This is a genomic window from Nocardioides sp. NBC_00163 (genome assembly GCF_045206295.1).
Lineage (GTDB): Bacteria > Actinomycetota > Actinomycetes > Propionibacteriales > Nocardioidaceae > Nocardioides.
This window is the reverse complement of sequence record NZ_CP108155.1, coordinates 4,696,476-4,721,990: the sequence shown is the minus strand read 5'-3', so window position 1 is coordinate 4,721,990 and position 25,515 is coordinate 4,696,476. Positions and strand designations below refer to the sequence as shown.

General features: G+C 69.0%; 30 protein-coding genes and 1 other RNA gene. 8 read left to right on the top strand and 23 right to left on the bottom strand.

The genetic code is table 11. The annotated features are described in order from the left end of the window. The 4 genes from OG801_RS22665 to clpS form a co-directional block, all read right to left on the bottom strand. On the bottom strand, positions 1 to 276 hold the full coding sequence (locus OG801_RS22665) for a MoaD family protein (RefSeq protein WP_008358635.1): 276 nt from the start codon (positions 274 to 276) through the stop codon (positions 1 to 3). A 32-nt stretch (positions 277 to 308) separates the two neighbouring features. Next, positions 309 to 737: a Mov34/MPN/PAD-1 family protein gene (locus tag OG801_RS22660; RefSeq protein ID WP_406031500.1), complete on the bottom strand. Its 429-nt coding sequence runs from the start codon at positions 735 to 737 to the stop codon at positions 309 to 311. A gap of 85 nt (positions 738 to 822) precedes the next feature. After that, the gene (locus tag OG801_RS22655; RefSeq protein ID WP_355018667.1) at positions 823 to 1,413 is read right to left on the bottom strand and encodes a DUF2017 domain-containing protein; all 591 of its coding nucleotides are present in this window, start codon (positions 1,411 to 1,413) and stop codon (positions 823 to 825) included. Then, positions 1,413 to 1,706: an ATP-dependent Clp protease adapter ClpS gene (gene clpS, locus OG801_RS22650; RefSeq protein ID WP_040755277.1), complete on the bottom strand. Its 294-nt coding sequence runs from the start codon at positions 1,704 to 1,706 to the stop codon at positions 1,413 to 1,415. Before clpS ends, OG801_RS22655 begins: the two co-directional genes overlap by 1 nt. An 80-nt stretch (positions 1,707 to 1,786) precedes the next feature. On the opposite strand from clpS, the gene OG801_RS22645 reads away from it, so the two are divergent. Genes OG801_RS22645 through OG801_RS22635 form a run of 3 tightly spaced genes read left to right on the top strand, consistent with a single transcriptional unit; the run spans position 1,787 to position 4,946 of the window. Next, a complete protein-coding gene (locus tag OG801_RS22645) occupies positions 1,787 to 3,025 on the top strand; it encodes a nicotinate phosphoribosyltransferase (protein WP_406036294.1) in 1,239 nt (412 codons plus the stop codon). Between the two features lie 45 nt (positions 3,026 to 3,070). Beyond that, positions 3,071 to 3,646, top strand: a complete 576-nt coding sequence (locus OG801_RS22640) for an isochorismatase family protein (RefSeq protein ID WP_355018665.1) — start codon at positions 3,071 to 3,073, stop codon at positions 3,644 to 3,646. 55 nt (positions 3,647 to 3,701) lie between these two features. After that, the gene (locus OG801_RS22635; RefSeq protein WP_355018664.1) at positions 3,702 to 4,946 is read left to right on the top strand and encodes an MFS transporter; all 1,245 of its coding nucleotides are present in this window, start codon (positions 3,702 to 3,704) and stop codon (positions 4,944 to 4,946) included. 10 nt (positions 4,947 to 4,956) lie between these two features. Here OG801_RS22635 and OG801_RS22630 read toward each other — a convergent pair whose 3' ends face one another. Further along, entirely contained in the window at positions 4,957 to 5,559 is a 603-nt protein-coding gene (locus OG801_RS22630) for a TetR/AcrR family transcriptional regulator (RefSeq protein WP_406031499.1), read from the bottom strand. Positions 5,560 to 5,644: 85 nt separating this feature from the next. Between OG801_RS22630 and OG801_RS22625 the strand changes: the two genes are divergently transcribed. Then, positions 5,645 to 7,126 (top strand): flavin-containing monooxygenase, encoded by a 1,482-nt coding sequence (locus OG801_RS22625; RefSeq protein ID WP_406031498.1) that lies wholly within the window; start codon positions 5,645 to 5,647, stop codon positions 7,124 to 7,126. A gap of 25 nt (positions 7,127 to 7,151) precedes the next feature. Here OG801_RS22625 and OG801_RS22620 read toward each other — a convergent pair whose 3' ends face one another. Further along, complete coding sequence (locus OG801_RS22620) at positions 7,152 to 7,691, bottom strand: DUF1697 domain-containing protein (RefSeq protein ID WP_355018661.1); 540 nt, start codon at positions 7,689 to 7,691, stop codon at positions 7,152 to 7,154. Positions 7,692 to 7,749: 58 nt separating this feature from the next. Between OG801_RS22620 and OG801_RS22615 the strand changes: the two genes are divergently transcribed. Then, positions 7,750 to 8,214: a MarR family transcriptional regulator gene (locus tag OG801_RS22615; RefSeq protein WP_355018660.1), complete on the top strand. Its 465-nt coding sequence runs from the start codon at positions 7,750 to 7,752 to the stop codon at positions 8,212 to 8,214. On the opposite strand, the gene OG801_RS22610 is transcribed toward OG801_RS22615, so the two are convergent. The 5 genes from OG801_RS22610 to OG801_RS22590 form a co-directional block, all read right to left on the bottom strand. Beyond that, positions 8,211 to 8,942, bottom strand: coding sequence for a copper homeostasis protein CutC (locus OG801_RS22610; RefSeq protein ID WP_406031497.1), 732 nt, complete (start codon positions 8,940 to 8,942; stop codon positions 8,211 to 8,213). The two genes, OG801_RS22615 and OG801_RS22610, sit on opposite strands and share 4 nt — an antisense overlap. A gap of 47 nt (positions 8,943 to 8,989) precedes the next feature. Next, positions 8,990 to 10,771 carry a DEAD/DEAH box helicase gene (locus OG801_RS22605; protein WP_406031496.1) on the bottom strand — a complete coding sequence of 594 codons (1,782 nt, stop codon included), beginning with the start codon at positions 10,769 to 10,771 and terminating at the stop codon, positions 8,990 to 8,992. Next, on the bottom strand, positions 10,768 to 11,046 hold the full coding sequence (locus tag OG801_RS22600; RefSeq protein ID WP_160024715.1) for a DUF3039 domain-containing protein: 279 nt from the start codon (positions 11,044 to 11,046) through the stop codon (positions 10,768 to 10,770). The genes OG801_RS22605 and OG801_RS22600 overlap by 4 nt, the downstream gene beginning before the upstream one ends. Positions 11,047 to 11,067: 21 nt before the next feature. Then, positions 11,068 to 11,634, bottom strand: coding sequence for a YqgE/AlgH family protein (locus OG801_RS22595; protein ID WP_406031495.1), 567 nt, complete (start codon positions 11,632 to 11,634; stop codon positions 11,068 to 11,070). 154 nt (positions 11,635 to 11,788) lie between these two features. Next, positions 11,789 to 12,319, bottom strand: coding sequence for a hypothetical protein (locus OG801_RS22590; protein ID WP_406031494.1), 531 nt, complete (start codon positions 12,317 to 12,319; stop codon positions 11,789 to 11,791). 124 nt (positions 12,320 to 12,443) lie between these two features. Between OG801_RS22590 and OG801_RS22585 the strand changes: the two genes are divergently transcribed. Next, the gene (locus OG801_RS22585; RefSeq protein WP_355018655.1) at positions 12,444 to 13,133 is read left to right on the top strand and encodes a TetR/AcrR family transcriptional regulator; all 690 of its coding nucleotides are present in this window, start codon (positions 12,444 to 12,446) and stop codon (positions 13,131 to 13,133) included. Positions 13,134 to 13,151: 18 nt separating this feature from the next. Here the strand turns inward: OG801_RS22585 and OG801_RS22580 are convergent, their stop codons facing one another. The 7 genes from OG801_RS22580 to OG801_RS22550 form a co-directional block, all read right to left on the bottom strand. Then, on the bottom strand, positions 13,152 to 14,192 hold the full coding sequence (locus tag OG801_RS22580; protein WP_355018654.1) for a DUF3048 domain-containing protein: 1,041 nt from the start codon (positions 14,190 to 14,192) through the stop codon (positions 13,152 to 13,154). A 99-nt stretch (positions 14,193 to 14,291) separates the two neighbouring features. Continuing rightward, on the bottom strand, positions 14,292 to 15,059 hold the full coding sequence (locus OG801_RS22575; protein ID WP_355226015.1) for a 3-oxoacyl-ACP reductase FabG: 768 nt from the start codon (positions 15,057 to 15,059) through the stop codon (positions 14,292 to 14,294). A 110-nt stretch (positions 15,060 to 15,169) separates the two neighbouring features. Then, positions 15,170 to 16,318, bottom strand: coding sequence for a glycerophosphodiester phosphodiesterase (locus OG801_RS22570; protein ID WP_406031493.1), 1,149 nt, complete (start codon positions 16,316 to 16,318; stop codon positions 15,170 to 15,172). Between the two features lie 76 nt (positions 16,319 to 16,394). Further along, a complete protein-coding gene (locus OG801_RS22565) occupies positions 16,395 to 17,306 on the bottom strand; it encodes a glycerophosphodiester phosphodiesterase (RefSeq protein WP_406031492.1) in 912 nt (303 codons plus the stop codon). Positions 17,307 to 17,432: 126 nt separating this feature from the next. Next, positions 17,433 to 17,840 carry an HIT family protein gene (locus tag OG801_RS22560; protein WP_406031491.1) on the bottom strand — a complete coding sequence of 136 codons (408 nt, stop codon included), beginning with the start codon at positions 17,838 to 17,840 and terminating at the stop codon, positions 17,433 to 17,435. Beyond that, complete coding sequence (locus tag OG801_RS22555; RefSeq protein WP_406031490.1) at positions 17,837 to 18,664, bottom strand: hypothetical protein; 828 nt, start codon at positions 18,662 to 18,664, stop codon at positions 17,837 to 17,839. Before OG801_RS22555 ends, OG801_RS22560 begins: the two co-directional genes overlap by 4 nt. 36 nt (positions 18,665 to 18,700) lie before the next feature. After that, complete coding sequence (locus OG801_RS22550) at positions 18,701 to 19,582, bottom strand: phenylalanine 4-monooxygenase (RefSeq protein WP_355226006.1); 882 nt, start codon at positions 19,580 to 19,582, stop codon at positions 18,701 to 18,703. A gap of 250 nt (positions 19,583 to 19,832) precedes the next feature. Here OG801_RS22550 and OG801_RS22545 point away from each other — a divergent pair, with 250 nt between their 5' ends. Continuing rightward, positions 19,833 to 20,567, top strand: coding sequence for a transglutaminase domain-containing protein (locus OG801_RS22545; RefSeq protein WP_406031489.1), 735 nt, complete (start codon positions 19,833 to 19,835; stop codon positions 20,565 to 20,567). Between the two features lie 235 nt (positions 20,568 to 20,802). Here OG801_RS22545 and ssrA read toward each other — a convergent pair. The 5 genes from ssrA to ftsE all read right to left on the bottom strand — a co-directional run bounded on the left by ssrA (position 20,803) and on the right by ftsE (position 24,742). After that, positions 20,803 to 21,173, bottom strand: a transfer-messenger RNA (tmRNA) gene (ssrA, locus tag OG801_RS22540). Positions 21,174 to 21,246: 73 nt separating this feature from the next. Next, positions 21,247 to 21,726 carry an SsrA-binding protein SmpB gene (gene smpB / locus OG801_RS22535; RefSeq protein WP_160024725.1) on the bottom strand — a complete coding sequence of 160 codons (480 nt, stop codon included), beginning with the start codon at positions 21,724 to 21,726 and terminating at the stop codon, positions 21,247 to 21,249. A gap of 53 nt (positions 21,727 to 21,779) precedes the next feature. Then, on the bottom strand, positions 21,780 to 23,048 hold the full coding sequence (locus tag OG801_RS22530) for a murein hydrolase activator EnvC family protein (protein ID WP_406031488.1): 1,269 nt from the start codon (positions 23,046 to 23,048) through the stop codon (positions 21,780 to 21,782). Between the two features lie 24 nt (positions 23,049 to 23,072). Then, the gene (gene ftsX, locus OG801_RS22525; protein WP_350664163.1) at positions 23,073 to 23,981 is read right to left on the bottom strand and encodes a permease-like cell division protein FtsX; all 909 of its coding nucleotides are present in this window, start codon (positions 23,979 to 23,981) and stop codon (positions 23,073 to 23,075) included. Between the two features lie 71 nt (positions 23,982 to 24,052). Beyond that, positions 24,053 to 24,742 carry a cell division ATP-binding protein FtsE gene (ftsE, locus tag OG801_RS22520; RefSeq protein ID WP_008358693.1) on the bottom strand — a complete coding sequence of 230 codons (690 nt, stop codon included), beginning with the start codon at positions 24,740 to 24,742 and terminating at the stop codon, positions 24,053 to 24,055. Positions 24,743 to 24,816: 74 nt separating this feature from the next. On the opposite strand from ftsE, the gene OG801_RS22515 reads away from it, so the two are divergent. Continuing rightward, positions 24,817 to 25,440: a hypothetical protein gene (locus tag OG801_RS22515; RefSeq protein ID WP_406031487.1), complete on the top strand. Its 624-nt coding sequence runs from the start codon at positions 24,817 to 24,819 to the stop codon at positions 25,438 to 25,440. Positions 25,441 to 25,515: the final 75 nt, after the last annotated feature.

Here is a 25,515-nt window from a genome sequence, read left to right as displayed (position 1 = left end):
TCAGCAGCCGCCGGCGACGGCGGGGAGGACTACGACCTGGTCGCCGTCCTTGAGCTCGGCGTCGAGACCGCCGATGAAACGTACGTCCTCGTCGTTGATGTAGACGTTGACGAAGCGGCGCAGGTCACCGTTGTCGATGAGGCGCTCCTTGATGCCGGAGTGGTTCGCCTCGAGGTCGTCGATGAGCGCGCTCAGGGTCTTGCCCTCGGCGCTGACTGCCTTCTCACCGGCGGTGTAGGTGCGGAGGATGGTCGGGATCTTGACCTCGATGGCCATGGGTTCTCCTAGCTGGATGTTTCTTGGGCGCGTCACGACAACGTCGCGACGATGCTGATTTCTTCCTCGGTGACTTCGCCGTCGACGATCCGGTACGACCGGAACTCGACGGGACCTTCGTCGTTCCCGTGCTTGCGGGTGCTGACCAGCACGTAGTGCGCGTTCGGCTCCATCGCCAGCCCGATGTCGGTGCGCGAGGGGTAGGCCTCGGTCGCCGTGTGGGAGTGGTAGATGATCACCGGCTCCTCGTCGTTCGCGTCCATCTCCTTGTAGAGCTGGAGCAGATCGGTCGAGTCGAACTCGTAGAAGGTCGGCGAGCCGGCGGCGTTGATCATCTCGATGAACCGCTCCGGCCGGTCGGACCCCTCAGGGCCCGCGACGATCCCGCACGCCTCGTCGGGATGGTCGCGCTTCGCGTGGGCGACGATCGCGTCGTACGTCGCCTGGTCGATGGTCAGCACGGGATCAGCCTAGGCGGGCCGAGCAGCGGAGACGTACGTGACCGGGTGCCGGACACGGCCCCGACCGCACCACGACATGGTGTAGTCAGGACGCCGCCCACAGCGCCTCGACCATGGTCTCCTGCAGGATCCCGACCCACTGGTAGATCCCGTAGACCTGGCCGGCGGGGTCGTCGTCGGGCAGCGAGTCCCAGAAGTCCTCGTCGCCCTCCTCGACCCCGAGCCGGGTCGCGAGCGCGAGCCGGATGTCGGTGAAGGAGCGCATCCACGCCTCGGCGTCGGGGATCGGGAGCTCGACGTCGATGACCAGCCCGTCCTCGTCGAGCTCGGGCGGGAGGCCCGCCTCCTCGAGCGAGTCGATGATCGTGGACGCAGCCCGCGCCTTGCCGTCGCGCAGCCCACCCTCGGTGAACCGCCGAAACTCCCCGGCGGCCTCTTCGTCGTTCCCGTAGGCGGAGGGGAAGAGCCGCTTCAGGACCGGGTCCTCGGGCTCGGTGGTCGGGCCCGAGAAGTCGAGCAGCGCCTCGAGCGGGTCATCGCTCTCGGCCGGCGCGGCGACCTCGTTGCGCAACAGCTCGACGAGCTGCGAGGCCAGCGAACGGAGCAGGTCGGCCTCGAACCCGGAGAAGGTCGCGATGATCTGCTTGCCGCGGCGGTGGTAGCTGAACCCGCCCATCAATCCTGCTTCTCCAGCGTCGCCCACAGGCCGTATTCGTGCATCGCCTGCACGTCGCGCTCCATCTCCTCGCGTGATCCGGAGGAGACGGCCGACTTGCCGTCGTTGTGCACCTCCATCATCAGCTTCTCCGACTTCTTCTTGGAGTAGCCGAAGTACTTCTGGAAGACGAAGGTGACGTACGACATCAGGTTGACCGGGTCGTTCCAGACGATGGTGACCCACGGGGTCGCGGGCGCTACGAGGTCGTCGACCTCGGGCTCGTCGAGCTCCACGGGGCTTGGCGCGCTCATGCCATCCATCGTGCCACGATGTGCTCGTGGACTCGACAGCGGACTCGACCGCGCTCCTGACAGATCACTACGAGCTGACCATGCTCCAGGCCGCCCTGAAGGCGGGCACAGCGGAGCGTCGTGCCGTCTTCGAGCTGTTCCCCCGGCGCCTGGCCGGCGGGCGGCGCTACGGCGTGGTGGCCGGGGTCGGACGGGCGCTCGACGCTCTCGAGGCGTTCCGGTTCGGCTCGGAGCAGCTGGCCATCCTGGAGGGCGTCGTCGACGGCCCGACCCTGGAGTGGCTGGCCGGCTACCGCTTCACCGGCGACATCTGGGGGTACGCCGAGGGCGAGACCTTCTTCCCGCACTCGCCCCTGCTCGTGGTCGAGGCCAGCTTTGCCGAGGCGGTCGTCTTGGAGACGGTGCTCCTCTCGATCTACAACCACGACTCGGCCATCGCCACCGCGGCCTCCCGGATGACGATGGCGGCCGGCGAGCGCCCGTGCATCGAGATGGGCTCGCGCCGCACCCACGAAGCGGCCGCGATCGCCGCCGCCCGCGCGGCCTACGTGGCCGGCTTCACCGCCACCTCCAACCTCGCCGCCCGCGCCCGCTTCGGCGTGCCCACGACCGGCACCTCCGCGCACGCCTTCACCCTCCTGCACGACACCGAGGAGCAGGCCTTCCAGGCCCAGGTCGCCTCCCTCGGCAAGGGCACCACGCTGCTGGTGGACACCTACGACATCGCCGAGGCCGTGGCGAAGGCGGTCGACATCGCCGGTCCCGAGCTCGGCGCGGTGCGGATCGACTCCGGTGACCTGGGGCTCCTCGCCCATGACGTACGCCGCCAGCTCGACGACCTCGGCGCCACCGAGACGAAGATCATCGTCACCAGCGACCTGGACGAGTACGCCATCGCCGGCCTCGCGGCCGCCCCGGTCGACGGCTACGGCGTCGGCACCCAGCTGGTCACCGGCTCCGGCCACCCGACCGCCGGCTTCGTCTACAAGCTGGTCGCCCGCGAGGGCTCCTCGGGCGAGCTGGAGCCGGTCGCCAAGAAGAGCGCGTCCAAGGCGTCGATCGGCGGCCGGAAGTACGCCCTGCGCCGCCGCAACCGCAAGGATGTCGCCGACGCCGAGGTGATCGGCATCGGCACCCCTCCGGACGGTGACGCCAACGACCGGCCGCTGCTCAGCCAGCTGGTCAGGAACGGCGAGGTCGTGGGCCGCGAGCCCCTCGACACCGCGCGTGAGCGCCACCGGGCCTCGGTCGCCGAGCTCCCCGTCATCGCCCACTCGCTCCTGAAGGGCGATCCGGCGATCCCGACGCTCTTCCAGTGATGTCTCGCGGGGCCGGTCTCGCCGGGCCGGTCTAGGCTGGCGGGCATGACGCGTGCACTGATCGTGGTCGACGTACAGAACGACTTCTGCGAGGGCGGGTCCCTGCCGGTCGACGGCGGGGCCCGGGTGGCCTACGACATCGGTCAGCTGCTGCGGGAGCGGGCAGCGAGCAAGGACCCGGAGCAGACGTACGGGCTGGTCGTGGCAACCAAGGATCACCACATCGACCCGGGCGACCACTTCGGCAACCCGCCGGACTACGTCGACTCCTGGCCGGCGCACTGCGTGGTCGGCACCGACGGCGAGGCCTTCCACCACAACCTCGACCCGGTCACCTTCGACGAGATCTTCCGCAAGGGTGAGTACGCAGCGGCCTACTCCGGCTTCGAGGGCGCGGCCACCGGTGGCGCCACCCTGATCGACTGGCTCCGGGCCCACGGCGTCGAGGAGGTCGACGTGTGCGGGTTGGCGACCGACTACTGCGTACGTGCCACCGCGCTCGACGCCCGAGCCGCCGGTTTCCGCACCACGCTGCTCGCCGACCTGGCTGCGGGCGTGGCCCCGGCGAGCACCTCGGCTGCCATCGACGAGATGCGCTCGGCCGGGGTAACGGTCTCGTGACAGAAATGGGAATTTACCGCAGATAGAAATCACCTGACGGTCTATTCTCTCTCGAATGGCTCGGATCTCGGCGACAGCCCCATTTCGCGAACCCCACTTTCGCTGGTTCTTCGCGTCCCGCTCCATCAACCTGGTGGGCAACTTCATGGCGCCCGTCGCCCTGGCCTTCGCGGTCCTGGAGATCAGTGACGCGCCGATCGCGATCGGCGCCGTCCTCGCGGCCCGCACCATCCCGATGATCGTCTTCATGCTCATCGGCGGCGTGCTCGCCGACCGGATGGGCCGAGCCCGGATCCTGTTCGCCTCCAACCTGGTCTCGGGTTTGAGCCAGGCGGCCGTCGCCGTCCTCGTCATCGCAGGTGTCGCCGAGCTGTGGCACCTGATCGCACTCTCCGCGCTCAACGGCATCGTCTCCGCCGCCGGCCTGCCCGCCCAGCAGGGGATCATCCCGCTCGTGGTGCCTCGCACCATGCTGCAGGAGGCCAACGTGCTGATGTCGCTGACCCGCGCGATCGTCGCGGTCGCCGGTCCCGGCACCGCCGGCCTGCTCGTCCTCAGCGTCGGCGCGGGATGGGCGCTCGCGCTGGACGCCGCCACCTGGATCGTCGCCGCGCTGCTGCTGCTGCCGGTCAAGATCAGCGGCGCGGTCGGCAAGGCCTCGGTCATCGGCGATCTGCGCCTCGGCTGGAACTACTTCCGCTCGACGACCTGGCTGTGGCTCTGCGTCGGTGCCGCGACCATGCTCAATGCGCTGTACGAGGGCGGGCTGCTCACGCTCGGCCCGCAGCGGGCCGAGAGCTCAGGGCTGGGCGCGGGCGGCTGGGGCCTGATCCTCACCTTCCAGGGGATCGGCGTGCTCGCCGCGACGCTGGTGCTGATGAGGGTCCGGCTCGAGCGGCCGCTGTTCTACGGCATGATCGGCATGGCCCTGTTCGGGCTGCCGATCGCCGCTCTCGGCTTGTCCACCGAACTCGCCGTGCTGCTGCCCGCGGCCGCCCTCTCCGGCGCCGGCATCCAGGTCTTCAGTCTCGGCTGGCAACTCTCGATGCAGGAGAACGTCCCCAGCGAACTGCTCTCCAGGGCGTCCTCCTACGACCAGCTCGGCACCTACATCGCCATCCCCGTCGGGCAGCTGGCGATGGGGCCGTTGGCCGCTGCGTATGGGATCGAGAACATGCTCGCGATCGCCGGCATCGCCTACGTGGTGATCTCGCTGGCGACGCTGCTGAGTCCGGCCGTACGCCGCCTGAACCGGGTCTCCTTCCCGGCTCCCGAGCGCAACGGCGCCCCGGCGCACTAGCTCTCGCGACCTACGACGCAGGCGTCGCACTCGCCAGCAGCGATCGCAGCAGGTCGACCAGGCTGGTCACCGAGAGGTCGGGGTCGAACGCACGCTGGACACCGAGCCCGATGCCGAGGGAGAGCAGCTGGACAGCGGCGTCCTCCGCCGGTGAGGCCAGGGTGAGGCCGAGGTCGGTGGCCTGCTGCTCGATGAGGCCGGCGATGGCCGCGGTGAGCTCGCGGCGCCGGCCGGCGAGCTGTTGGCTCAGCCCTGGGACGCGGCGGGTGCTGGTCGCGAACTCGACCTCGAGCGCGGTCCAGCCGACGTCGCCGATGTTGGCCTCGGCCCACGCCGCGAAGGCGTCGATCCGGCCCTCGACGGTGTCGACGCCGCTGACGGCGTCCGCCAGGGACTGGGCCCGCTCCCGGTGGATCACGTCGAGCACGGCCAGGCCGAGCTCGTGCTTGGTCGAGAAGTTCGAGTAGACCGCGCCCTTCGAGAAGCCCGCCGTGGTGGCGACCTTGTCGAGCGAGGTCGCGTTGTAGCCGTCGGAGAGGAACAGCCGGTGCGCGGTCGTGACGAGTCGCTCACGCGTCTGCGCGTGCGACTCCTTGCGCGTGATCCGGCCCACGGGTCAGATCTTACCAGTTCGGGCTACCGCCGGTATTCAAATACCATTAGTATCCGAATATGATTCGGCAGCCTAGAACAACCGCATGAGCACCCACCACGAGGTCGTCGTCATCGGCGCCGGCATCTCCGGCATCGCGGCCGCGATCAAGCTGCGCGAGGCGGGCGTCGAGGACGTCGTCATCCTCGAGAAGGCCGACACCTACGGCGGCACCTGGCGGGCCAACACCTATCCGGGGTGCGCGTGCGACGTACCGTCCAACCTCTACTCGTTCTCGTTCGCGCCCAACAGCGACTGGTCCCGGGTCTACGGCAACCAGCCGGAGATCCTCGCCTACATCGACGGCGTCGCCCGGGATCGCGGCCTCGAGGACATCACCCGGTTCGGAGTCGAGGTCCGCGGCGCGACCTGGAACGCCGAGTCCGCCGAGTGGCACCTGGACACCAGCGACGGCGAGATCACCACCCGCTTCCTGGTCGCCGCCGCCGGACCGTGGAACGAGCCGAAGATCCCGGACCTGCCCGGTCTGGCCGATTTCCCCGGCGAGGTCTGGCACTCGGCCCGGTGGAACCACGACGTCGGCCTCGACGGCAAGCGGGTGGCCGTGATCGGCACCGGGGCGTCGGCGGTCCAGTTCGTTCCCGAGGTCCAGAAGGAGGTCGCCGACCTGCACCTCTTCCAGCGCACCGCCCACTGGGTGCTGCCGAAGGTCGACCATCCGGTTCCGGATGCGGAGAAGTGGGTCAAGCACCACGTGCCCTTCTTCGAGAAGGCGCTCGGGGCGGTCGAGTACGCAGCCATGGAGGCCGTCGGCATCGCCTTCCGCCGCCCGCAGCCGCTGATGCAGGGCCTGCAGCAGATCGGCCGGGCCTACCTGCGCGCCGCCGTCCGAGACAGGGAGCTGCGGGCGAAGCTGACGCCCGACTACCTGCTCGGCTGCAAGCGGATCCTCTTCTCCAACAACTACCTCCAGTCGCTGACGAAGCCGAACGTCGAGGTGCACGCGACCGGCGTCGCCCGGGTCGAGGACGCAACCGTGATCGGTGCCGACGGCAGCACGGCGGAGGTCGACGCGATCATCCTCGGCACCGGCTTCCACATCCTCGACATGCCGGTCGCCGACCTGATCCGTGGCGCCGACGGCCGCACGCTCGCCGAGCACTGGGCCGGCTCTCCCGAGGCCTACCAAGGCACCTCGGTCACCGGCTTCCCCAACGCGTTCGTGGTGCTCGGCCCCAGCCTCGGCACCGGTCACGGCTCGGCCTTCGCCGTCGCCGAGTCGCAGGTGGCGATGATCACCGAGGCCATCACGACCGCCCGCGCACAGGGCTGGGCGGAGCTCGACGTCAGTCCGCGGGCCCAGGCCGCGTACGTCGCGGACGTGCAGGCCGCACTCGCCGGCACCGCCTACAGCGGCGCGTCCTGCCACAGCTACTTCATCGACGCCAACGGTCGCAACAGCTTCTCCTGGCCGTGGTCCACCGGCGAGCTGGTCCGCCGGATCAGCCGCTTCGACCCGGCCGACTTCGAGATCACGGTCAACGAGACGGAGGAGATTCCCGCATGACCCGACACTCCAGTCGCCGCAGGCCTCAGGCCCACTTGTCGGCGAGCGTGCGGATCACGTTGAGGTTGCGGTTGGTGCTGATCGAGATGTGGCGCTCGACGACGGCGTTGGTGATCTTCGTCTGCTGGAAGCTGTCGGTGAGCAGGTGCACGGCGCGGCCGATGACATAGACCCGCTCGCCCTCCCCCGCCCGAGCGACCAGCGCGTCCCGGGAGCCGGAGTCGGTGAGCTCCTTGCACAGGAACACGTACTGCTTGCCCTCGTGCCCCATCCCGACCGCGGCGGCGTCGTTGGCGATCACCTTCAGCTCAGCGGGCGTCACACAGATCGTCGGCACCTCGAAGAAGCGGTCGGCCGCGAAGGCCTCCTCGAGGATCGCCTCCATCTCGGCCCGGTCGCCGACCGGGTGGTCGAAGCGTACGTTGCCTGTGTTGATGTAGGTCTCGACGTCGGTTCCGCCCGCCCTCACCACGGCGGCGGAGATCGCCTGTTTCGGGAACTTCCGGTTCGCGCCGAGGTTGATGGCGCGCAGGAACGCGATCCAGGTGTGCCGTTCCGTAGTCATTCTCAGATAGTCTCCACCCGTTCACCGCGCCGCAACCCCCAACTCTGGATTCCGATCGATGCCTTCACAGCAGCTGCTTCCCTCGGAAGCTCCGACCGCCTCGGCGGCGAAGACCCTGGACCTCTCCAGCGACCTCGTCGTCTACGCGGCGCGCCTCATGCGCCTGGTCCGCCGAGCGCTCGACCTTCCGGCCAGCGTCCGGGTCCTCACGATCCTCGACGCCATCGGACCGCTCGGCATCACCGACCTGGCCCGCGCCGACGGCTGCTCGCAACCGACCATGTCGGCCCAGATCGCCCAGCTGGTGGAGACCGGCCTGGTCAGCAAGGAGCCCAACCCCGCCGACGCGCGGGCGAGTCTGGTGACCCTCACCGACGCCGGCCGCGCCGACCTCGCCGACGTACGTGAGCGCATCTCCCACCTCATCGCCGAGCGGCTGGAGTCGCGTCACCGCACCCAGGCCGATCTCGAGGGCGCCGTCGCCGTGCTGCGGGACCTGGTCGAGGGCGATTCCACCGCCTAGACCAACGCGGCGGCCGCTGCGGCGATCACGCCGGGATCGGTCACCCAGTGCCCACCGTCGTCGGCGACTCCCAGCGCCACCCGGCCGGCCGTGACGACCCGTCGCTTGGCGGAGAGATGCACGCCCTCGACGCCGAGGGCCGCGAGCGCCCTGATCGCGTCGACGGTCACGCCGCCTCCGGCCAGTACGTCCGGTCCGCCAACCGCGACCATCTCGGCGATCGTCGCGGCCCCTGCCGCGGCGGCCGGCGCGCCTCCTGAGGTCAGCACCCGGTCGACCACGCCGTCCAGCGCCCGGATGGCCGCGACCGGGTCCGCGCTGAGGTCGATCGCCCGGTGGAACGTCACCGTCGCCTCGTACGCAGCGGCAGCATCCGCCAGCTCCCGGACCAGCTCCATGTCGGGCTCCCCGTGCGGGGTGAGCGCGCCGATCACGATCCCGTCGGCTCCGGCTTCCAGGACCGTCTCGACCTCGCGCCGCAGGAGGTCGCGCTCCTCGTCGGAGTAGCCGAATCCGCCCGGCCGGGGCCGGACGAGCACGTGGACGCCCTGCCAGCCGTCATCGGCGTCGACGCCGCCGACCTCGTCGAGGACTCCCTCGACCAGCCCTTGCGACGGGGTGACGCCACCGACCTCGAGGGCGGAGCAGAGCTCGACCCGGGTCGCCCCACCCGCACGCGCGGCGAGCGCACCGGCCACCGACGTCACCGCGATCTCGAGCGCTGTCATCGCGTCCTCACGGCACACAGTGTGCCCGACTCCTCGACTCGCCGGAATCAGGCTGACCCGCGCGCGGCCCAGTCACGCAGGGTGTCGATGCGAGCCTTGAGCTGGTCGGCGTTGGCGACCGCGGCGGGCGGGCCGCCGCACTCCTTGCGGAGCCGGTTGTGGGTGACGCCGTGGGGCGCCTTGGTGCGGTGGTGCCAGGCGGCGACCAGGCCGTTGAGCTCGCGGCGGAGCACGGCGAGCTGCTCGTGGGCGGCGACCGCGGCGACGGGCTCGTCGGCAGCGACCGGCGCGGAGGCCGACTTCTGCTTGCGAGCCCGGTCGCTCTGCCGCTGCTGGAGCAGCGTCTTCATCTGGTCGGTGTCGAGCAGCCCGGGGATGCCGAGGAAGTCCATCTCCTCCTCGGAGCCGACGTGCACCTCGCCGGAGTGGCCGAACTCGCCACCGTCGAAGAGCACCCGGTCGAAGCGCGCCTCGGAGCCCATGGCCTCCCAGGCTCCCAGCTCCTCCTCGGAGGCGCCCTCCTCGGCGTTGGCCGCGGCCATCAGCGCGTCCTCGGCCGCGAAGATGTCGTCCTCGCTGGTGACCTTCTTGCCGAGCACATGGTCGCGCTGCAGCTCCAGCTCGGAGGCGAAGCCGAGCAGGTTCGGGACCGACGGCAGGAAGACGGAGGCGGTCTCACCCCGAGTGCGAGCACGTACGAAGCGCCCCACCGCCTGCGCGAAGAAGAGCGGCGTCGAGGTGGTGGTCGCGTAGACCCCTACCGCGAGCCGGGGCACGTCGACGCCCTCGGAGACCATCCGGACCGCGACCATCCAGCGGTCGTCGGACTCGGAGAACTTGGCGATCTTCTTCGAGCCGGCCTTCTCGTCGGAGAGCACCACGGTCGCGCTCTGCCCGGTGATGGTCTTCAGCGTCTTGGCGTAGGAGCGCGCCGAGTCCTGGTCGGTCGCGATGACGAGCCCGCCTGCGTCCGGGACGTGGCGCCGAACCTCGGTCAGACGCTTGTCGGCGGCCGCCAGCACCGACGGGATCCACGATCCGGCCGGGTCGAGCGCGGTCCGCAGCGCCTGCGAGGTCAGGTCCTTGGTCAGCGGCTCGCCGAGGTGGGCGGCGATCTCGTCGCCGGCCCGAGTGCGCCACTGCATCTGTCCCGAGTAGGCCATGAACAGCACCGGCCGGACGACGTGGTCGCGCAGCGCCTCGGCGTAGCCGTAGGTGTAGTCGGCAGCCGAGCGCGGGATCCCGTCATCGCCCGGCGCGTAGGTGACGAACGGGATCGGGTTGGTATCGGAGCGGAACGGCGTACCGGTCAGCGCCAGCCGCCGCGCGGCCGGTTCGAAGGCCTCCCGGACCCCCTCGCCCCACGAGAGCGCGTCGCCGGCGTGGTGGACCTCGTCGAGGATCACCAGCGTCTTGAACCGCTCGGTGCGGATCCTCATCGCGAGCGGGTTGACCGCTACCCCGGCGTACGTCACCGCGATCCCGACGTAGTCGGCCGAGGTCTTGCCCTGCCCGGCCGAGTAGGTCGGGTCGATCGCGATCCCGGCCCGCGCGGCCGCCTCGGCCCACTGGACCTTGAGGTGCTCGGTGGGCGCGACGATGGTGACCCGGTCGATCAGCCTGCGGCCGAGGAGCTCGGCGGCGACGGTCAGCGCGAAGGTCGTCTTCCCGGCGCCGGGCGTCGCGACGGCGAGGTAGTCACGGGGCTGTTCGGACAGGTATTTGGACAGCGCCTCCTGCTGCCAAGCACGCAGCTTGGTCGCAGTACCCCAGGCAGCCTTGTTGGGCCACGCGGGTGTGAGTGCGCCGGGAAGGTCGGCGCGACTCACTCGTCGTCGCCCTCGCCGCCGCTGGGCGGCATCCCCTCGAAGATCTCTTTGCAGTCGGGGCAGACCGGGAACTTGGACCCGTCGCGGCTCGGCACCCACACCTTGCCGCACAGCGCGACCACGGGCGTACCCATGACCATCGCCTCGGTCAGCTTGTCCTTCTCCACGTAATGGGAGTAGCGGTCGTGGTCACCCTCCTCGGTGGGGACGTCCTGCTCGCGGATGTCCTCCCGTTCCTTGACGGCTTCTTTCGTGCCGAATCCCAGGATGCCCATGCCCCCAACCTTACTAGGCCGCTAATTCAGTTCGGGGTCGGGCGGTCGCGTGGCGTGGAAGGCCAGCTCACCGGGCTGGCGCCGGAGCACCGCTGCCCACATCGAGCTCACGTCGTCGAGGAAGGAGTCGTACGGCTCGCCGTCGACGACATACCAGGACCCTTCGTCCACCTCACCCTGGAGCTGAGCCGCGCCCCAGCCGGCGTATCCGGCGAAGATGCGCAGCCGCGACAAGGTGCCGTCGACCAGCTCGACGGGCGTGTCGAGGTCGAGCAGTCCGAGGCGCCCGACCACGGGCCGGAAGCCCAGCGGCGCGTCGTCGGAGTCGACCAGGAGCGCGACCGCGATCGCGGAGTCCTTGCTCACCGGTCCGCCCTGGAAGAGGACGTCGGGATCGGCGACGGAGGTCGCCCACGGGTGCAGCACCTCGGCGACCGGCACGGGCGAGGGACGGTTCAGCACCACACCGAGCGCACCGTCGTCGTTGACCTCGATCAGGAGCACCACGGTGTCGACGAAGTTGGGGTCGCGAAGCTCCGGGGTGGCTACCAGCAGCCGCCCGGCGCGTACGTCCTTCTTCTCCGTCATGACGCCATGATCGCACCACCCCGGTCACGTCAGCCGCAACAGGAAACCAACAAAGCACGCCGATCGGATCGAGACAGGAAAAGGCCCCGGGGCCGGCACTTAGGGAGGTGCGGAGGGAGTCCGCGGAGGGAGCGCACCGGCACCCGGGGCCTGGTCAGGCTGCCGAGCGGACCGCTCGGAGCATGTCGACGAGGCCGGCGAAGGGCCCGCGCTCGACGACCTTGACGGCCGGTACGTACTCGGCACGGGCACGCGCCTCGATCATCGAGCCGAGACGGACGCACTCGGCGTCGGCGAAGGCGCCGCGGCCGGCCATGACCGCGAGGGTCAGGTGCTCCTTGGCCTGCGACTTGGCCAGCGCGGTCGCCATCGCCTCATCGACAGGGAGCGCGTGGTAACGGTCGAGGACCGTGCGGATGCCGGGCAGGTCGTCGGCAGCGCCGTGCCAGGCCCGGACGACGGTGTCCTCCAGGTCCATCGGCTGGCTGGCGAGCTCGGTCTCGATGCGGCCGGACAGGCGGGTGTGCCAGCGCAGCTGAAGGGCGGCGAGCAGGTCGAGCTCGTCGGCGAAGGTCTCGGTGACGCCGGGAAGATCCATGGGCAGCAGGCCGTCTCGACGCTCGTCGATCACGGCGACCACGCCGCGGAGGATCTCCCCGCGCTTGTGATGGCTGGTCCAGCTCATTGTCGGCTCCTTGCGGAAGGTGAGCACTCACATACCGTGAGTACGTACCTATAGTATTGGACATACTGACGGTATGGCCAACACCTGGGACGGTGATTCCGGACACGGCCGTTAGAGTGGACGAGTGGCAAAGTCGTCCGTGAGCAAGCTCGTCCCCAAGGTTCCTCCGCTTCCGTCGGTGCCGGGGATGTCACGGAGGCAGCAGTTCTCCGCCTCGACCAAGAAGACGCTCGTCGAGGTCGCCGAGAGACTCTTCACCGAGCACGGCTACGCGAGCACCTCGCTGGACGCCATCGTGGCCGGGGCCGAGGTCACCAAGGGTGCGCTCTACCACCACTTCAGTGGCAAGCAGGCGCTCTACGAGGTCGTCTTCGAGAAGGTCGAGGCTGCCACCGCGCAGAGCATCGACGCCGCCATGCGTGAGACGAAGGACCCCTGGGAGCAGGCCCGGGCCGGGCTGCGTACGTTCCTGGAGGCCGTCCAGCAGCCCACCTACCGCCGCATCGTCGTGCAGGAGGGACCCGCCGTCCTCGGCTACCAGCGCTACCGCGAGCAGGAGGAGCGCTCCACCTTCACCGTCGTCGAGGACATCGTCGCCGCCGTCCTGCGGGCCGGTGACCGGAGCGTCGACGACGAGATGGTCGCGACCTTCGCCCGGCTCTTCTTCGGGGCGATGTCGGCGGCCGGCGAGTCCGTCACCGAGGCCAGCGACCCCGAGGACGCGGCCGAGCGCATCGAGCTGGCCGTGACCTACCTGCTGACCGGGGTTCAGACCCTGGCGAAGCAGGGCGTCAAGGTCGAGGACATGCGCTGAGAGCCCGATCTCTGGGCACTACTTGACGATCACGCCACCGGGCTCGACCTGACCGTTGCCCTTCGGGATCAGGTCCAGCCAGACCTTGCCCGGCGGGATCTCGATCGCGGCGCCGCTGGCGTCGGTGAACGTCACCGCGCCCTTCTCGCCCTTCTTCACCCAGGTCGCCTCGACGATCTGCCCGGCGCGCATGATCCACGCCTTGCCCCGGCCGGTGAAGTGGGAGACCGGCACGATCGCGCCGCCCGGGTCCTTGTAGGGGGCGATGGTGGTCTTGGTCTGCGCAACCACGACGGTGTCGGCGAGGAACTGGCCGCTCTTGGACATGTAGTTGTTCTGCAGGCGGTACTTGCCGCCCTTGAAGACCCAGTTGTCCGTGCGTGCCTGGGAGAACTTCACGTCGACGGCCTTGGCGGGCTTGCCACCGGTCAGCTCGGTGGTCGTGTCGCCCCAGGGCATGAAGTCGCCGGGCCGCTTCGCCTTGCCGTCCTTCGCGGCCGCGTTGCCGGCCTTCGCGACCTTGCCGACCACGCTGTGCAGGTAGTCGTGGGGCTTGCTGGTGTCGCGTACGACGTAGGGGGTGGACATGTCGATCCACTCCACATCGTGCTTCTTCAGCTGCGCGAAGGTGTACGGCGCCGCGCCACTGGTCATGATCTTGGCGTCGATCGGCGCGGCGATCCCGGCGTCGGTCGCCCGCATCGAACGGACCGGCCCGGCCTCCTTGGGAAGCTGGGAGTAGTACGCGACGGCCAACCGGGTCACGCCACCCTCGACCAGCTCCTGGACGACCATGTCGGCCTTGGCGAGACCGTACTGCGGGTCGCTGGCCGAGGTGTTGTCGATCTTGACGATGTAGGCGGGATGCTTACGTGCGGCGGTCTGCCCCTCGGGGAGCTCGACACCCGTCAGCGGCTCGTGGTCGGGCTCAGCGGGCGCGGACGGCGACGCCTTCGCATCCGTCGGCTCCTCCGAGGACCCACAGCCGGTCAGGACCAGACCCGCAGCGGTCAGCGTCGCCGCTGCTCGCAGGAGGAACCCCGGGCGGGACGTACGCATCATCGATCTCCATCTGAATCGGCTCAGTACCAAGACGAGTGACAGACGGTAATCGTTGCGGTCAACAGGCCTGCGCCCGGGGTTCCTTCTTCGAAGGACTCAGGCGACGGTGGCGCCACCGTCGACGTAGAGGGTCTGGCCGGTGATGTAGGAGGCCTCGTCGCTGGCCAGGAAGGCCGCGGCGGCGGCGATGTCGGCGGGCTCGCCGACGCGCTTGACCGGGTTGGCGTCGGCCGAGAGCTTGCGGAAGTCGTCCACGTCGAGCCCGAGGCGGGCCGCGGTCTGGTCGGTCATCTCGGTGGCGATGAACCCCGGCGCGATGGCGTTCACGTTGACGCCGAACGGGCCGAGCTCGAGCGCGAGCGTGCGGGTGAAGCCCTGCACGCCCATCTTGGCGGCCGAGTAGTTCGCCTGGCCGCGGTTGCCCAGGGCCGAGGTGGAGGAGACGTTGATGATCTTGCCGTACTTCTGCTTCACGAAGACGGCCTGCGCGGCCTTCGACATCAGGAAGTGGCCCTTGAGGTGGACGTTCATGACCAGGTCCCAGTCGTCCTCGGTCATCTTGAAGAGCAGGTTGTCGCGGGTGATGCCGGCGTTGTTCATCAGGATGTGCAGGCCGCCGAGCTCCTCGACGATGCGGGCGACCGCGGCCTCGGTGTCCTCGGCCTTGGCGACGTTGGCGCCGATGCCGACCGACTTGGCACCCTCGGCCAGCGGAAGCTTGGCGGCGGCCTCAGCGGCGGCGGCCTCGTCGAGGTCGATGATCGCGACCGAGGCACCCTCCTCGGCGAAACGCGTGGCGACTCCGAAACCGATCCCGCGCGCTGCACCGGTGATGACTGCGACGCGTCCGTCGAAACGACCCATGACTCAAACTCCTTTGGTTGTGACCGGGCCCACGAACACGTGCGGCCCCCGCCGACAATAGCGAGGGCCGTACGTCATGTCGCGAGGTGTCTACTGATTGGTAGGCTCCATCAATTTTCCAGCCAGGCGTCGCGCGCAGCCACGCCCAGGTCGGGGTGGTCGGTGAAGAACGCGTCGACACCGGCGTCGAGGTAGGGACCGACCTCGCAGCCCAGATCACCGATAGCGATCGGGTCGGTGCCGATGCGGCACTCGGTGGGGAGGTTCTTGTTCTCGGCGCGCATGGTCCAGATGACGGTCGGCAGCCCGATGCGCTGTGCGCGGTCGGCGAGGTCGGTGGCCTCCCCCAGGGTGCCGTCCACGTTGCGCGGGATGAAGTAGAACTTGTACGGCGCCACCTGGTCGGCGTACCTCTTGATGCCTCGCAGACCCTTGTTGGTGACCAGGTAGTCGTTGGTCACGCCGGTGCCGGCCACCACCTGGTCGTAGGGCGCGCCGCCGAAGTCGATCAGCTGCACCAGCGGCGTGTCGACCATGCGGTTGAGGTCCTTGAGGTTGCTGACCTCGAAGGACTGGATGACCGCCGCGGCGCGCTTGCCGCCGAGGCCGTGGCGCTTGAGGCTCTTCGCGAGCGGCTCCTCCAGGGAGAGACCGATGGAGTCGAAGTACGTCGGGTGCTTGGTCTCCGGGGCGACGCCGATGGTGCGGCCGGTCTCGGCCTCCTTGGCGTCGACCAGGTCGAGCACCTCGTCCAGGGTCGGCACCTCGTAGAGGCCGTTGTACGCGGTGTTGGCCGGGCGGTCGCCCGGGATGCGCTCCTTGGCGCGCAGCGTCTTCAGTTCGGCGAGGGTGAAGTCCTCGGTGAACCAGCCGGTCAGCGCGTTGCCGTCGATGGTCTTGGTCGTCTTCAGCGCCGCGAACTCGGGGCGGTCGGCGACGTCGGTCGTGCCGGAGATCTCGTTCTCGTGGCGGGCGACGAGCACGCCGTCCTTGGTCGAGACCACGTCGGGCTCGATGAAGTCGGCACCCTGCTGGATGGCCAGGTCGTACGCCGCCAGGGTGTGCTCGGGCCGGTAGCCGGAGGCACCGCGGTGACCGAAGACGATCGGGTCGGCGTGCTTGTGCTTGGCCGCCTGGACGGCGGTCGTGGTGGTGGCCGTCGCGGAGGCGGGGTGCGAGACCAGAACGGTCCCGGCGGCGAGCGCCGCGGCGGCGGCAAGCGCGAGAGTACGCATGCGAGTGGGGTTCAGCGTGGTCATGCCCCGATCACACCGGCCCCGGGAGTCCCTGGGGCCGGTGTGCGGTGAACGTGGCGTGACGATCTGCCGAAGCACGTCAGGCGGCATCGCCCAAGTCTAGGGAAGGCGTACGCCGCCCCGCGATCACTTCGCGGAGCACGTCGGGGTTGTTGGTGATGATGCCGTCGACACCACGGTCAAGGACGGCGCTCATGGTCGCGGCGTCGTTGACCGTCCAGGAGTGGATGTGCATCCCGAGCGCGTGCACCCGGGCGACGTAGCCCGCGTCGAAGGAGCCGAAGTGCGGGTTGATCTGGTCGGCCCAGGTGTAGCTGTCCAGGTCGGCGTAGGCCGGGGTGCCGAGCAGGCCGACCGGCACCTCGGGCTGGATGCGCTTGTAAGTCTTCATCGAGTCGAAGTCGAAGCTCTGCACGGCGAGGCGGCCGGCTGCGACCGCGGCGGGCACGTAGCCGGGGAACGAGTCGAACTCGGCCGCGACCTTCTTCTCGATCCCCGGGTAGAGCTCCGGTGACTTGAGCTCCATCAGGATGCCGGACCGCGTCGGCCGCACCTGCTCGACCATCTCCTTCAGCGTCGGCACCGGCTCGCCGGCGTACTTCTCGCCGAACCAGGAGCCCGCATCCAGCGTCTTGATCTCGGCGAGGGTGAAGTCCTTGACGTTCCACGGCGAGCGGCCGGGGAAGCGCTGCTCGACGTCGGTGGTGCGCGACAAGGTGGTGTCGTGCATCAGCACGAGCTCGCCGTCCTTGGTGGCCTGCACGTCCGACTCGATCCAGTCGGCGCGCTGCTCGATGCCGACGGCGAAGGCCGCGAGCGTGTTCTCGGGGGCGTACGAGCTCGCCCCACGGTGGGCGGTGACGGTGATGTCGTCGGCCCGGTTGGCCTCGACGGCGTTGACCGCCACCGGAACGATCATCGTGCCTGCTGCCAGCGCGACGCCGGCCAGTGTTGAGGTGAAGGTCTTGGACGCGACGGACGACAGCGACATTGCGCACTCCCGAGATCAGTGGACGACAACTGATCTCGAGTGAATCGGTCGCCGCCGACCTCACCCCGACGCCTTGATGGCCGAAGCCGTACGCCTCGGTGAACTCGGCCCGGAACAGGCCCGGAGTCAGCCCAGCACGGCACGCAGCCGGTCGGCGTACTCCTTCTGCTCGCCCTCGCCGTATTTGTGGCGCGGCCAGAAGAATCCCTTGAGGCCGTCGCCTCGGGTGCGGGGGACGACGTGCAGGTGAAGGTGCGGGACGGACTGGCTGACCACGTTGTTGACCGCCACGAAGCTGCCCTGAGCGCCGAGCCCGTCCACGACCGCGGCGGCCAGGCGCTGGGCGTTGACGACGAAGCGTTCGTGCAGGTCAGGAGGGAGATCGAGCAGCGTCCCGAGATGCTGCCTGGGCACCATCAGGATGTGGCCCTTCTGCACCGGCCGATGGTCGAGGAACGCCAGGAAGCCCTCGTCCTCGAAGACCACCTCGACGGCCAGGTCCCCCGCAACGACGTCGCAGAAGACACAGCTCACGACTCGTCTCCCCACGACAGAGTCGCGACGACGAGGTCGACGGTGGGCAGGGCCAGGTCGGCGAGGTCGGGGTGCGGGAAGGAGTAGATCAGCCGCGACTCGTAGAGCCGGTCGGGCGAGGCCACCCACCGCTCCCCCACCGTCGTCGTCTCGGCCTGCAGCGGGTGCCGCACCATGCCGAACGGAGCCGGCCGGCTCAGCGCGACCGCCAGCCCGGCCGGGCGCCGCCCGACCCGCTGCAGCCAGTAGGCCAAGAACGCAGCGCCCTGCTCGACGGCCGCGTCCTTGGCGGCAGCCATCCACTGGGCCCAGTCGGGCTGCTCGACCTTGGACCGCTGCACCTTCGGGAGGACCTTGGCGGCCAGGTCGGCGAGCTGGTAGTCGCGTACGTCCTCGTCGGACATGTCCACGACGTACCACTCCTGCGCCTTCGGCAGCCGCAGGTCGACGTGCGGCTTGGGGCCGATCGCCTTGAGCACGTCCTTGATGCCCGCCCGGAACCGGTTCGGCCCGGCCGGGTCGAAGGTGACGTACGCGATCTCCTCGATGTTGGCGGTCAGAAACTCCCGCAGCCCGTCGACGTTGCGCAACTGCGCGCGCCGTCGGGTGTCCTCGGCGAGGAAGGTCTCCAGCGCCTCCTGGGAGGAGAAGAGCATCGCCTCGTACGGTGGCCGGTTGCCGCGATCCCCGGGGAAGACCCTGATCCGGGCCTCGTCGAGCTGGGGAACGACAACCTGCCCCGTACGCAGCGCGGCACCGACCGCGTCGGCGTCGGCGGCGGCGAGCGCCGCCTCGAGCGCGCGGTTGCGGTAGCCGTCGATCATCTTCCGAGGCTAACCCTCGGACCTGGCCGGATCGGCCTAGGCGGCGCCGAGACGCTGTGGCGTGTCGTCGTCGCAGGTCGCGAAGAAGTTGCCGACCTCGTCGACCATGTGGCTGAACGACTCCGCCGCGAAGAGCACCGGCTGGTAGTGGGTGATGTCGTAGTCGACCGTCGCCATCTGGGCGAAGTCGATCGGACGCACCTCCACCTCCCGCATCTCCTCGATCTCGCCGTAGGACGAGAGCAGCCCGGCCCCGTACGCCTTCAGCTCCCCGTCCTCGTGGAGCACGCCGAACTCGATGGTGAACCAGAAGACATCGGCCACGACCTGGAGCGCCTCCCTGGTCTCGACGCGACGCGCGGCGGCGCCGGCGAGACGCTTGACCTCAGCGACCTGAGGGTCGGCGAGGAGGTTCCCGTGGCCGATCACCTCGTGGATGATGTCGGGCTCCGGGGTGTAGAGCGGCACGGCGTGATGACGCAGGTACTGCGTCGAGTGGAACTGTCCGTCGGCCAGGCTCCCGTAGAACTCCTCCAGCGGGACGATCCCCGCGGCCGGGACGTACTCGAAGCCCGTCAGCGGCTTCAGGCCGGCGCTCACCTCGTCGAGCTGTGGCACCCGGTCCTGCGGGAGGTTGAGAGCCTCCACGGCCGCGATGTAGTTGCGGCAGGCGTACTTCGCGTGCAGCGGTGCGATCTCACGGCACACCGTGCGCCAGATCTCGTTCTCCGTCTCGGTGTAGTCGATCCGGGGCACCGCGTCCCCCGGCTTCCAACCCAGCGCCGCGGCAGCGATCTCGCTCCGCCGTGCCCGGTAGTCCTGGTCCGCGAACCCGGGGTGGTTGTCCCCCAGATGCACCTCGACCTGCCCATCCTCGCCCACGGTGACGGGTGAGTAGAGCTGTCCTTCCTCGAACATCCTTACCTCCATGTGACGTACGCCTCACAACCCTATCGCGCACGCAAGAGAAGTCATCCCGCCAGGGAGATGAACGACAGGAGTTCTTTCGTCTGCAGTCGCAGCCATGGCTCCGCTGTGCGGTCATCATCACCTGTCGGCCCGAGATCTTCCGCCATAGCGCGGATCTGCGGGCCGATCATTGCGTGCAGGTTTTCGTACGCGGACTCGGCCCCGCCAGATCGAGCAGGTCGTGGGCGACAATGGGTTCATGACCTCGTCCTTGTTGACTCCTCGTTGCCAACACCACGGCGCGTTGGGTCGAAGCCCGGACGAGGTCGGCGGCGAGACCCGGGCGACGGCGATTCTCGACACAGCAAGCGGCCCCGTCGAGGCGCTCATCGCCGAGCACACCGATGCCCCGACGCAGCGCGAGTTCCTCAGAGCGGTTCACGCGGACATCGCCAGCACCGTTCGAGCGGTCTACGCGATGGAAGACCTCCAACCTGCGTCCCTCACACTGCGGCGCGGACGAGGTTCGTGCAGCCAGCGACTGGCAGTGCTGGAGGCTGCGGCCCGCGGCAAGGGCATCAGCACTCGCGTCCGCGGCATCGCGGTGGACGGATCGTTCTGGTACCCAAGGTTTCCCAAGCTGAAGACGCTCGTCCCCGACCGAGTGATCCTGGCTTGGCCCGAGTTCAGGATCGATTGCACCTGGGTGCCCGTCAGCGAGCTCTACGGCACGCTGGGCGAGATGGCCGCCTGCGGGGTCGGATTCACCAACGCGGGCGGGGAGACCCTGTTCGATGCGATCGGACGAACCGCAGTCGACTGGGACGGGACAACGGGCGGCCGGTGCGACCTTTCCGCAGCCGTCTCCGAGTGCCTGGGCTACTTCGACTCGCGCGACGAGCTGTTCCTCACGCAGGGCCAGACCTTGGCGTGGCTCCCGCGCAAGCTCGCCGATGGGGTCATGAGCCGACGCTCCGCGGCCGGTGCACGTTGAGGTGCACGCGTACGAGTTCGAGCATCTGGTCAAGCGTCTCGCCGAAGCCACACCACACGCCCACCACGCGCAACCAAGGGGCGCGTGGGATATCCCCGCCGCGACGCGGACCATCAGCAACGCACCACATGGCAGGGGGTGCGGGTGGCGAAGCCCCCGCCCCCCGCGCGAAGCGCGGACAAATGACGAGAGCGACGTGGCTCGCGCTGTACGCGAGCACACGTCGCCCTCGATCGAGTGGAGCTGCGGGGAATCGAACCCCGGTCCTCGAGCGCCGTGCCAGGTCTTCTCCGGGTGCAGTCTGTGGGTGGCGTTCTCTCATCCCCGGGGCTCGACGCAGACACGTCCCCGACAGGCTCAGCCGACTAGATGTCCCTCATGCCCCGTCGGCATGTGCATGAGGTTGAGTCTCCTAGATGACGCCTGGATCCGAGCCGGAGACGGATACTCGGTCAGACGCTTCGATCACCGCTCAGGCGGCGAGAGCGAAGGAACTGCGCTTAGCGTTGGCAGTTATTGGTTTCCAGCGATCGTTTACGAGATGACGCTGGCTCCTCGACCCGCTTCCCCTGGGAGCAACGTCCCAAGTCGAAACCGATCAGCCCCTTTTGAGTTTTCAACGCCTGCAACCAGGCAACAGGACAACACTACAGTCCCCCGCCGGCATTCCCCACTCGGTTTATCCCGTCATCCCCTTGAGCTTGCGGCCGACCTCGACCTCGGCCTCCCGCTTGGCCGTACGCTCGGCGATGGTGTTGCGCTTGTCCCACGACTTCTTGCCCTTGGCGACGCCGATCTCGACCTTGGCGCGGCCGTTGAGGAAGTAGAGGGCGAGGGGGACGACGGTGAGGCCCTTCTCGGAGACCTTGCGCTCGATCTTGTCGATCTCGGCGCGGTGCAGGAGGAGCTTGCGCTTGCGGCGGGCGGAGTGGTTGGTCCAGGTGCCGTTGAGGTATTCGGGAATGTGGATCCCGTGGATCCAGGCCTCGCCACGGTCGATGTCGACGAAGCCGTCGACCAGGGAGGCGCGACCCTCACGCAGCGACTTCACCTCGGTGCCCTGCAGGACCATGCCGGCCTCGTAGGTGTCCTCGATGTGGTAGTCGTGTCGCGCCTTCTTGTTCTGCGCGATCATCTTGCGCCCCTGCTCCTTCGCCATTCTTCTATTCTCTCAGGCGCAGGGTCATGACCGCGAAACGTTTAGGGCCCGAGTCACAGACCCAGCAGCGGCATCGGGTCGACCGGGGTGCCGTCGCGGAGGATCGTGAAGTGCAGGTGGCAGCCCGTGGACCAGCCGGTGGTCCCTGCGTACGCCACGGTCTCACCGCGCCCGACGGACCCTGAGGTCCTCGCGTAGCTCGAGATGTGGTTGTAGACGGCGGTGTAGGAGCGCCCGTTGACCTTGCCGAGATACAGGTGCAGGCGGTTGCCCCACACGCTGGAGTACGAGGTCGAGATGATCTGCCCGGAGTCGACGGCGAGCAGCGGGCGGCCGCAGGGTGCGGAGAAGTCGGTGCCGTTGTGCAGCGAGACGTAGCCGTAGATCGGGTGCTTGCGGACGCCGTAGGGCGAGGTGACGTAGGTGTCGGTCACCGGCGGCCCGAAGAGCCCGCCGACCGACCCGACGTTGCGGTCGGAGCCGGAGCCCGCCGAGGCGAGCGACCGGATCTTCGTACGCAGCGCCGACTCCTCGGCCTCGAGCTCGCGCAGCTCGGCGGCGTCCGCCGCCCGGGCCGCCTCGGCCGACTGCTTCGCGGTGGCTGCCTGGTCGGCCAGCGTGGACATCTCGGCGTGGGCCGCGGCGGCCTGGTCCCGGAGCGAGTCGACCTCGGCGACCAGCTGCCGAGCCTTCTTCTCCTTGGCCGCGATCGCGTCGGTCGCCTCCTGCACCTCGCCCTCGCGGACGACGAGCATCGTCTCGGTCGCCTCCATCCGCTGGAGGGTGGCGTCCTGGCCCGCGGAAGCCGCGTCCACGTACGTCTGCTGGCGCATCAGGTCCTCGAGGGAGCCTCCGGAGAGCAGGGCCGCCGCCTGGGCGAGCTGCGGGTCTCCGCCGGTGAACCGGGTCAGGATCGCGTCGCGCATCTCCTCGCGCTGCACCTTCACCTCGGCCTGGCCCTCGGCGAGCTCCCGCTTCGCCTCGGCGAGCAGCAGCTTCTGCTCGGCGAGCTCGGCCTCGAGCTTGTCGTGCGCGGCCTGCACCTCGACGAGCTTGGCGTTGAGCTCATCGAGACGGGTCTGGGCCTGGTCGAGTTTCTTCCGGGCCGCGGCGTACGTCTCCGACGCCTTGCGCAGGCCGGCGCTGGAGTGCTCGAGATCCTCGGCGGCGGCCTTCTGGTCCTGCTGGACCTCGCGCTGCTCCTGCTCGAGGCGGTCCTTCTCGTCGGCGGAGGAGGGGAGGGTGGGCGAGAGCAGCACGGCAGCCACCACGGCGCAACAGAGCACAGCGGCGAGCGAACCGGCACGGGGGAAGGCGTGCACGGCTCCGACGGTAGGGGATCCGGGTCAGACCTTGATGTATTTGCGGGTGAGCAGGAGTGTCGGGACGAGCGTCAGCAGGATGCCGAGGATCGCGACGATCGCGAAGGAGCTGAAGAACTCCTCCCAGCCGACCCACTGGGTCACCGCGGTGGACGAGAGCCGCTGCTCGACGCCGAAGTACATCACCGCGGCCAGCGCGATCCCGGACAGCCCGATCCCGACCAGGGCCACCACGAGCGACTCCAGGAGGAACGGCAGCGCGATGTAGAGGGTCGAGGCACCGACCAGTCGCATGATCCCGATCTCACGACGGCGGGCGAAGGCCGCCAGCCGGATGGTGTTGGCGACCAGCAGCAGCGCCGCGATCACCAGCACGATCGCGCCGACCAGGGCCGCGCTCTGCAGCCCGTCGACGGCGGCGAGGATGGGCCCGGTGACCTCGTGGACGTCACCGACGTGGTCGATGCCGTCCAGGCCGGCGACCGCCTCGATGATCTCGGCGGAGTGGTGCGGGTCGGTCATCGTGACCCAGTAGGACTCCCACATGTCGCTGGACTTGACCACCGGGTCGGGACCGCTGACGCCTTCGACGTCGAGAGCCTGCAGCCGCTCGTAGGCCTGCTCCTGGCTCTCCTCCTCGATCTTGTCGACGTAGCGGTTGTCATCGAGGGCGGCGGTGATGACCTTCTTCTGGCTGTCGTCGACGGCGCCGGCGCACTGCGGGTTACGGTCGTTGGCGCCGTTGCACATGTAGAAGGTGATCTGCAGCTCGTCGCCCCAGACCTCCTCGGTCAGCTGGGCCTGCTCACGCAGCAGCAGGCCGACGCCGGCGAGGGTGAGCGAGACGAGCAGCGTCAGGGCCACCGCGACGTGCATCGACAGGTTGCGGCGTAGCCCCTGGCGGAGCTCGGTGAATACATAGCGCAGCTGCATGGCGGGTCGAGGAACCTTTTCTGGTTGTGGGACCTGGTCGAAAGCGAGAGGGCCGGCTCAGCGCCGAAGCCTCAGAACTGGGCTCCGTAGCCGCCCTGGACCTGGTCGCGTACGAGGTGGCCGTGCTCGAGCTCGATGACGCGCTTGCGCATCTGGTCGACCATCTGGACGTCGTGGGTCGCCATCACGATCGTGGTGCCGGACCGGTTGATGCGGTCGAGCAGGCGCATGATGCCGACGGTGTTGCCGGGGTCGAGGTTTCCGGTCGGCTCGTCGGCGATCAGGATCATCGGCCGGTTGATGAACGCACGGGCGACGGCCACGCGCTGCTGCTCACCACCGGAGAGCTCGTCGGGCATCCGGTCGCCCTTGCCGTCCAGACCGACCAGCTCGAGCGTCTCCGGGACGCGCTCCCGGATCTCGCGGTTGGAGTGACCGGTCACCTGCATCGCGAAGGCCACGTTCTCGGCGACGTTCTTGTTGGCCAGGAGGCGGAAGTCCTGGAAGATCGTGCCGACCTGGCGGCGCAGCCGCGGCACCTTCCAGCCGGCGAGCCGGTTGATCTCCTTGCCTGCGACGTAGACCCGACCGGTGGTCGGGCGCTGCTCGCGCAGCATCAGCTTGAGCGCCGTCGACTTCCCCGAGCCGGATTGGCCCACGAGGAAGACGAACTCCCCCTTCTGGATGTCGATCGAAAGGCTGTTGAGGGCGGGGCGCGCCTGCCCTGGGTAGGCCTTGCTGACCTTCTCGAAGCGGATCACCGCACCGAGGGTAGTGCAACGGTGGTGGGCTCAGCACTTCGGCTCAGAGATACCTGCCCCTGTACTCTGACGGCGTGCGCTCTGCAGTCCGGATCCTCATCGGTGCCGTAGTCCTCACCGCGATCGCGGTCGGGGTCGGCGTACTCACCCTGAAAGACGACGAGCCCGAGGTCGCCGAGGTGAAGGGCGACCTGAGCACCGCGGACACCACCACGATGCACGTACGCCGCGGCGCGTTCTGCGACCGCGTCCCGACCGAGGACGCGACCGAGGCTCTCGGCGGCGCCGCCGCCGAGAAGAAGGCCTACGGCGACGGCGACCAGACCGCCATCTCGGGTGAGGTCAACGACGTCTCGCAGGAGTACGGCTGCATCTGGACCGGGCCGGAGGACTCGGCCACCTCGGCGCGGGCCTGGGTCTTCGCGCCGCCGGTCACCCTGGACTGGGCCACGCAGATGATCAAGAGCGTGCCCAAGGGCTGCAAGGCCGCGTCGACCCCTGCGTACGGGAAGCCGTCGGTCGCGCTCACCTGCACCGACGCGAAGAAGCAGACGAAGGTGGTCTACCGCGGCCTCTTCGGCGACGCCTGGCTCTCCTGCGAGCTCACCGGCAAGGCCGGCGAGGCGCCCGCGACGGTCCAGAAGCGTGCCTCCCGCTGGTGCCTGGTGACCCTCACCGCGGCCGCCGCTGACGCCTGAGGTTCTGGATCGAGACCCGGTCCCGGCGCGTCGTTTGCACCGATCTAAAGTCTAGTGCTTTAATCGACTTAGTCG

Excerpts from the sequence above, each read along its gene's own strand:
- clpS (WP_040755277.1), bottom strand. The coding sequence starts at position 1,706 with ATGAGCGCGCCAAGCCCCGTGGAGCTCGACGAGCCCGAGGTCGACGAC.
- OG801_RS22625 (WP_406031498.1), top strand. The coding sequence starts at position 5,645 with ATGAGCACCCACCACGAGGTCGTCGTCATCGGCGCCGGCATCTCCGGC.
- OG801_RS22555 (WP_406031490.1), bottom strand. The coding sequence starts at position 18,664 with ATGATCGACGGCTACCGCAACCGCGCGCTCGAGGCGGCGCTCGCCGCC.
- OG801_RS22565 (WP_406031492.1), bottom strand. The coding sequence starts at position 17,306 with ATGTCGCTGTCGTCCGTCGCGTCCAAGACCTTCACCTCAACACTGGCC.
- OG801_RS22610 (WP_406031497.1), bottom strand. The coding sequence starts at position 8,942 with ATGACAGCGCTCGAGATCGCGGTGACGTCGGTGGCCGGTGCGCTCGCC.
- OG801_RS22590 (WP_406031494.1), bottom strand. The coding sequence starts at position 12,319 with ATGAGCTGGACCAGCCATCACAAGCGCGGGGAGATCCTCCGCGGCGTG.
- OG801_RS22665 (WP_008358635.1), bottom strand. The coding sequence starts at position 276 with ATGGCCATCGAGGTCAAGATCCCGACCATCCTCCGCACCTACACCGCC.
- OG801_RS22620 (WP_355018661.1), bottom strand. The coding sequence starts at position 7,691 with ATGACTACGGAACGGCACACCTGGATCGCGTTCCTGCGCGCCATCAAC.
- OG801_RS22580 (WP_355018654.1), bottom strand. The coding sequence starts at position 14,192 with ATGCGTACGTCCCGCCCGGGGTTCCTCCTGCGAGCAGCGGCGACGCTG.
- OG801_RS22570 (WP_406031493.1), bottom strand. The coding sequence starts at position 16,318 with ATGACCACGCTGAACCCCACTCGCATGCGTACTCTCGCGCTTGCCGCC.
- OG801_RS22575 (WP_355226015.1), bottom strand. The coding sequence starts at position 15,059 with ATGGGTCGTTTCGACGGACGCGTCGCAGTCATCACCGGTGCAGCGCGC.
- smpB (WP_160024725.1), bottom strand. The coding sequence starts at position 21,726 with ATGGCGAAGGAGCAGGGGCGCAAGATGATCGCGCAGAACAAGAAGGCG.
- OG801_RS22640 (WP_355018665.1), top strand. The coding sequence starts at position 3,071 with ATGACGCGTGCACTGATCGTGGTCGACGTACAGAACGACTTCTGCGAG.
- ftsX (WP_350664163.1), bottom strand. The coding sequence starts at position 23,981 with ATGCAGCTGCGCTATGTATTCACCGAGCTCCGCCAGGGGCTACGCCGC.
- OG801_RS22550 (WP_355226006.1), bottom strand. The coding sequence starts at position 19,582 with ATGTTCGAGGAAGGACAGCTCTACTCACCCGTCACCGTGGGCGAGGAT.
- OG801_RS22545 (WP_406031489.1), top strand. The coding sequence starts at position 19,833 with ATGACCTCGTCCTTGTTGACTCCTCGTTGCCAACACCACGGCGCGTTG.
- OG801_RS22635 (WP_355018664.1), top strand. The coding sequence starts at position 3,702 with ATGGCTCGGATCTCGGCGACAGCCCCATTTCGCGAACCCCACTTTCGC.
- OG801_RS22655 (WP_355018667.1), bottom strand. The coding sequence starts at position 1,413 with ATGGGCGGGTTCAGCTACCACCGCCGCGGCAAGCAGATCATCGCGACC.
- OG801_RS22595 (WP_406031495.1), bottom strand. The coding sequence starts at position 11,634 with ATGACGGAGAAGAAGGACGTACGCGCCGGGCGGCTGCTGGTAGCCACC.
- OG801_RS22615 (WP_355018660.1), top strand. The coding sequence starts at position 7,750 with ATGCCTTCACAGCAGCTGCTTCCCTCGGAAGCTCCGACCGCCTCGGCG.
- OG801_RS22645 (WP_406036294.1), top strand. The coding sequence starts at position 1,787 with ATGCTCCAGGCCGCCCTGAAGGCGGGCACAGCGGAGCGTCGTGCCGTC.
- OG801_RS22600 (WP_160024715.1), bottom strand. The coding sequence starts at position 11,046 with ATGGGCATCCTGGGATTCGGCACGAAAGAAGCCGTCAAGGAACGGGAG.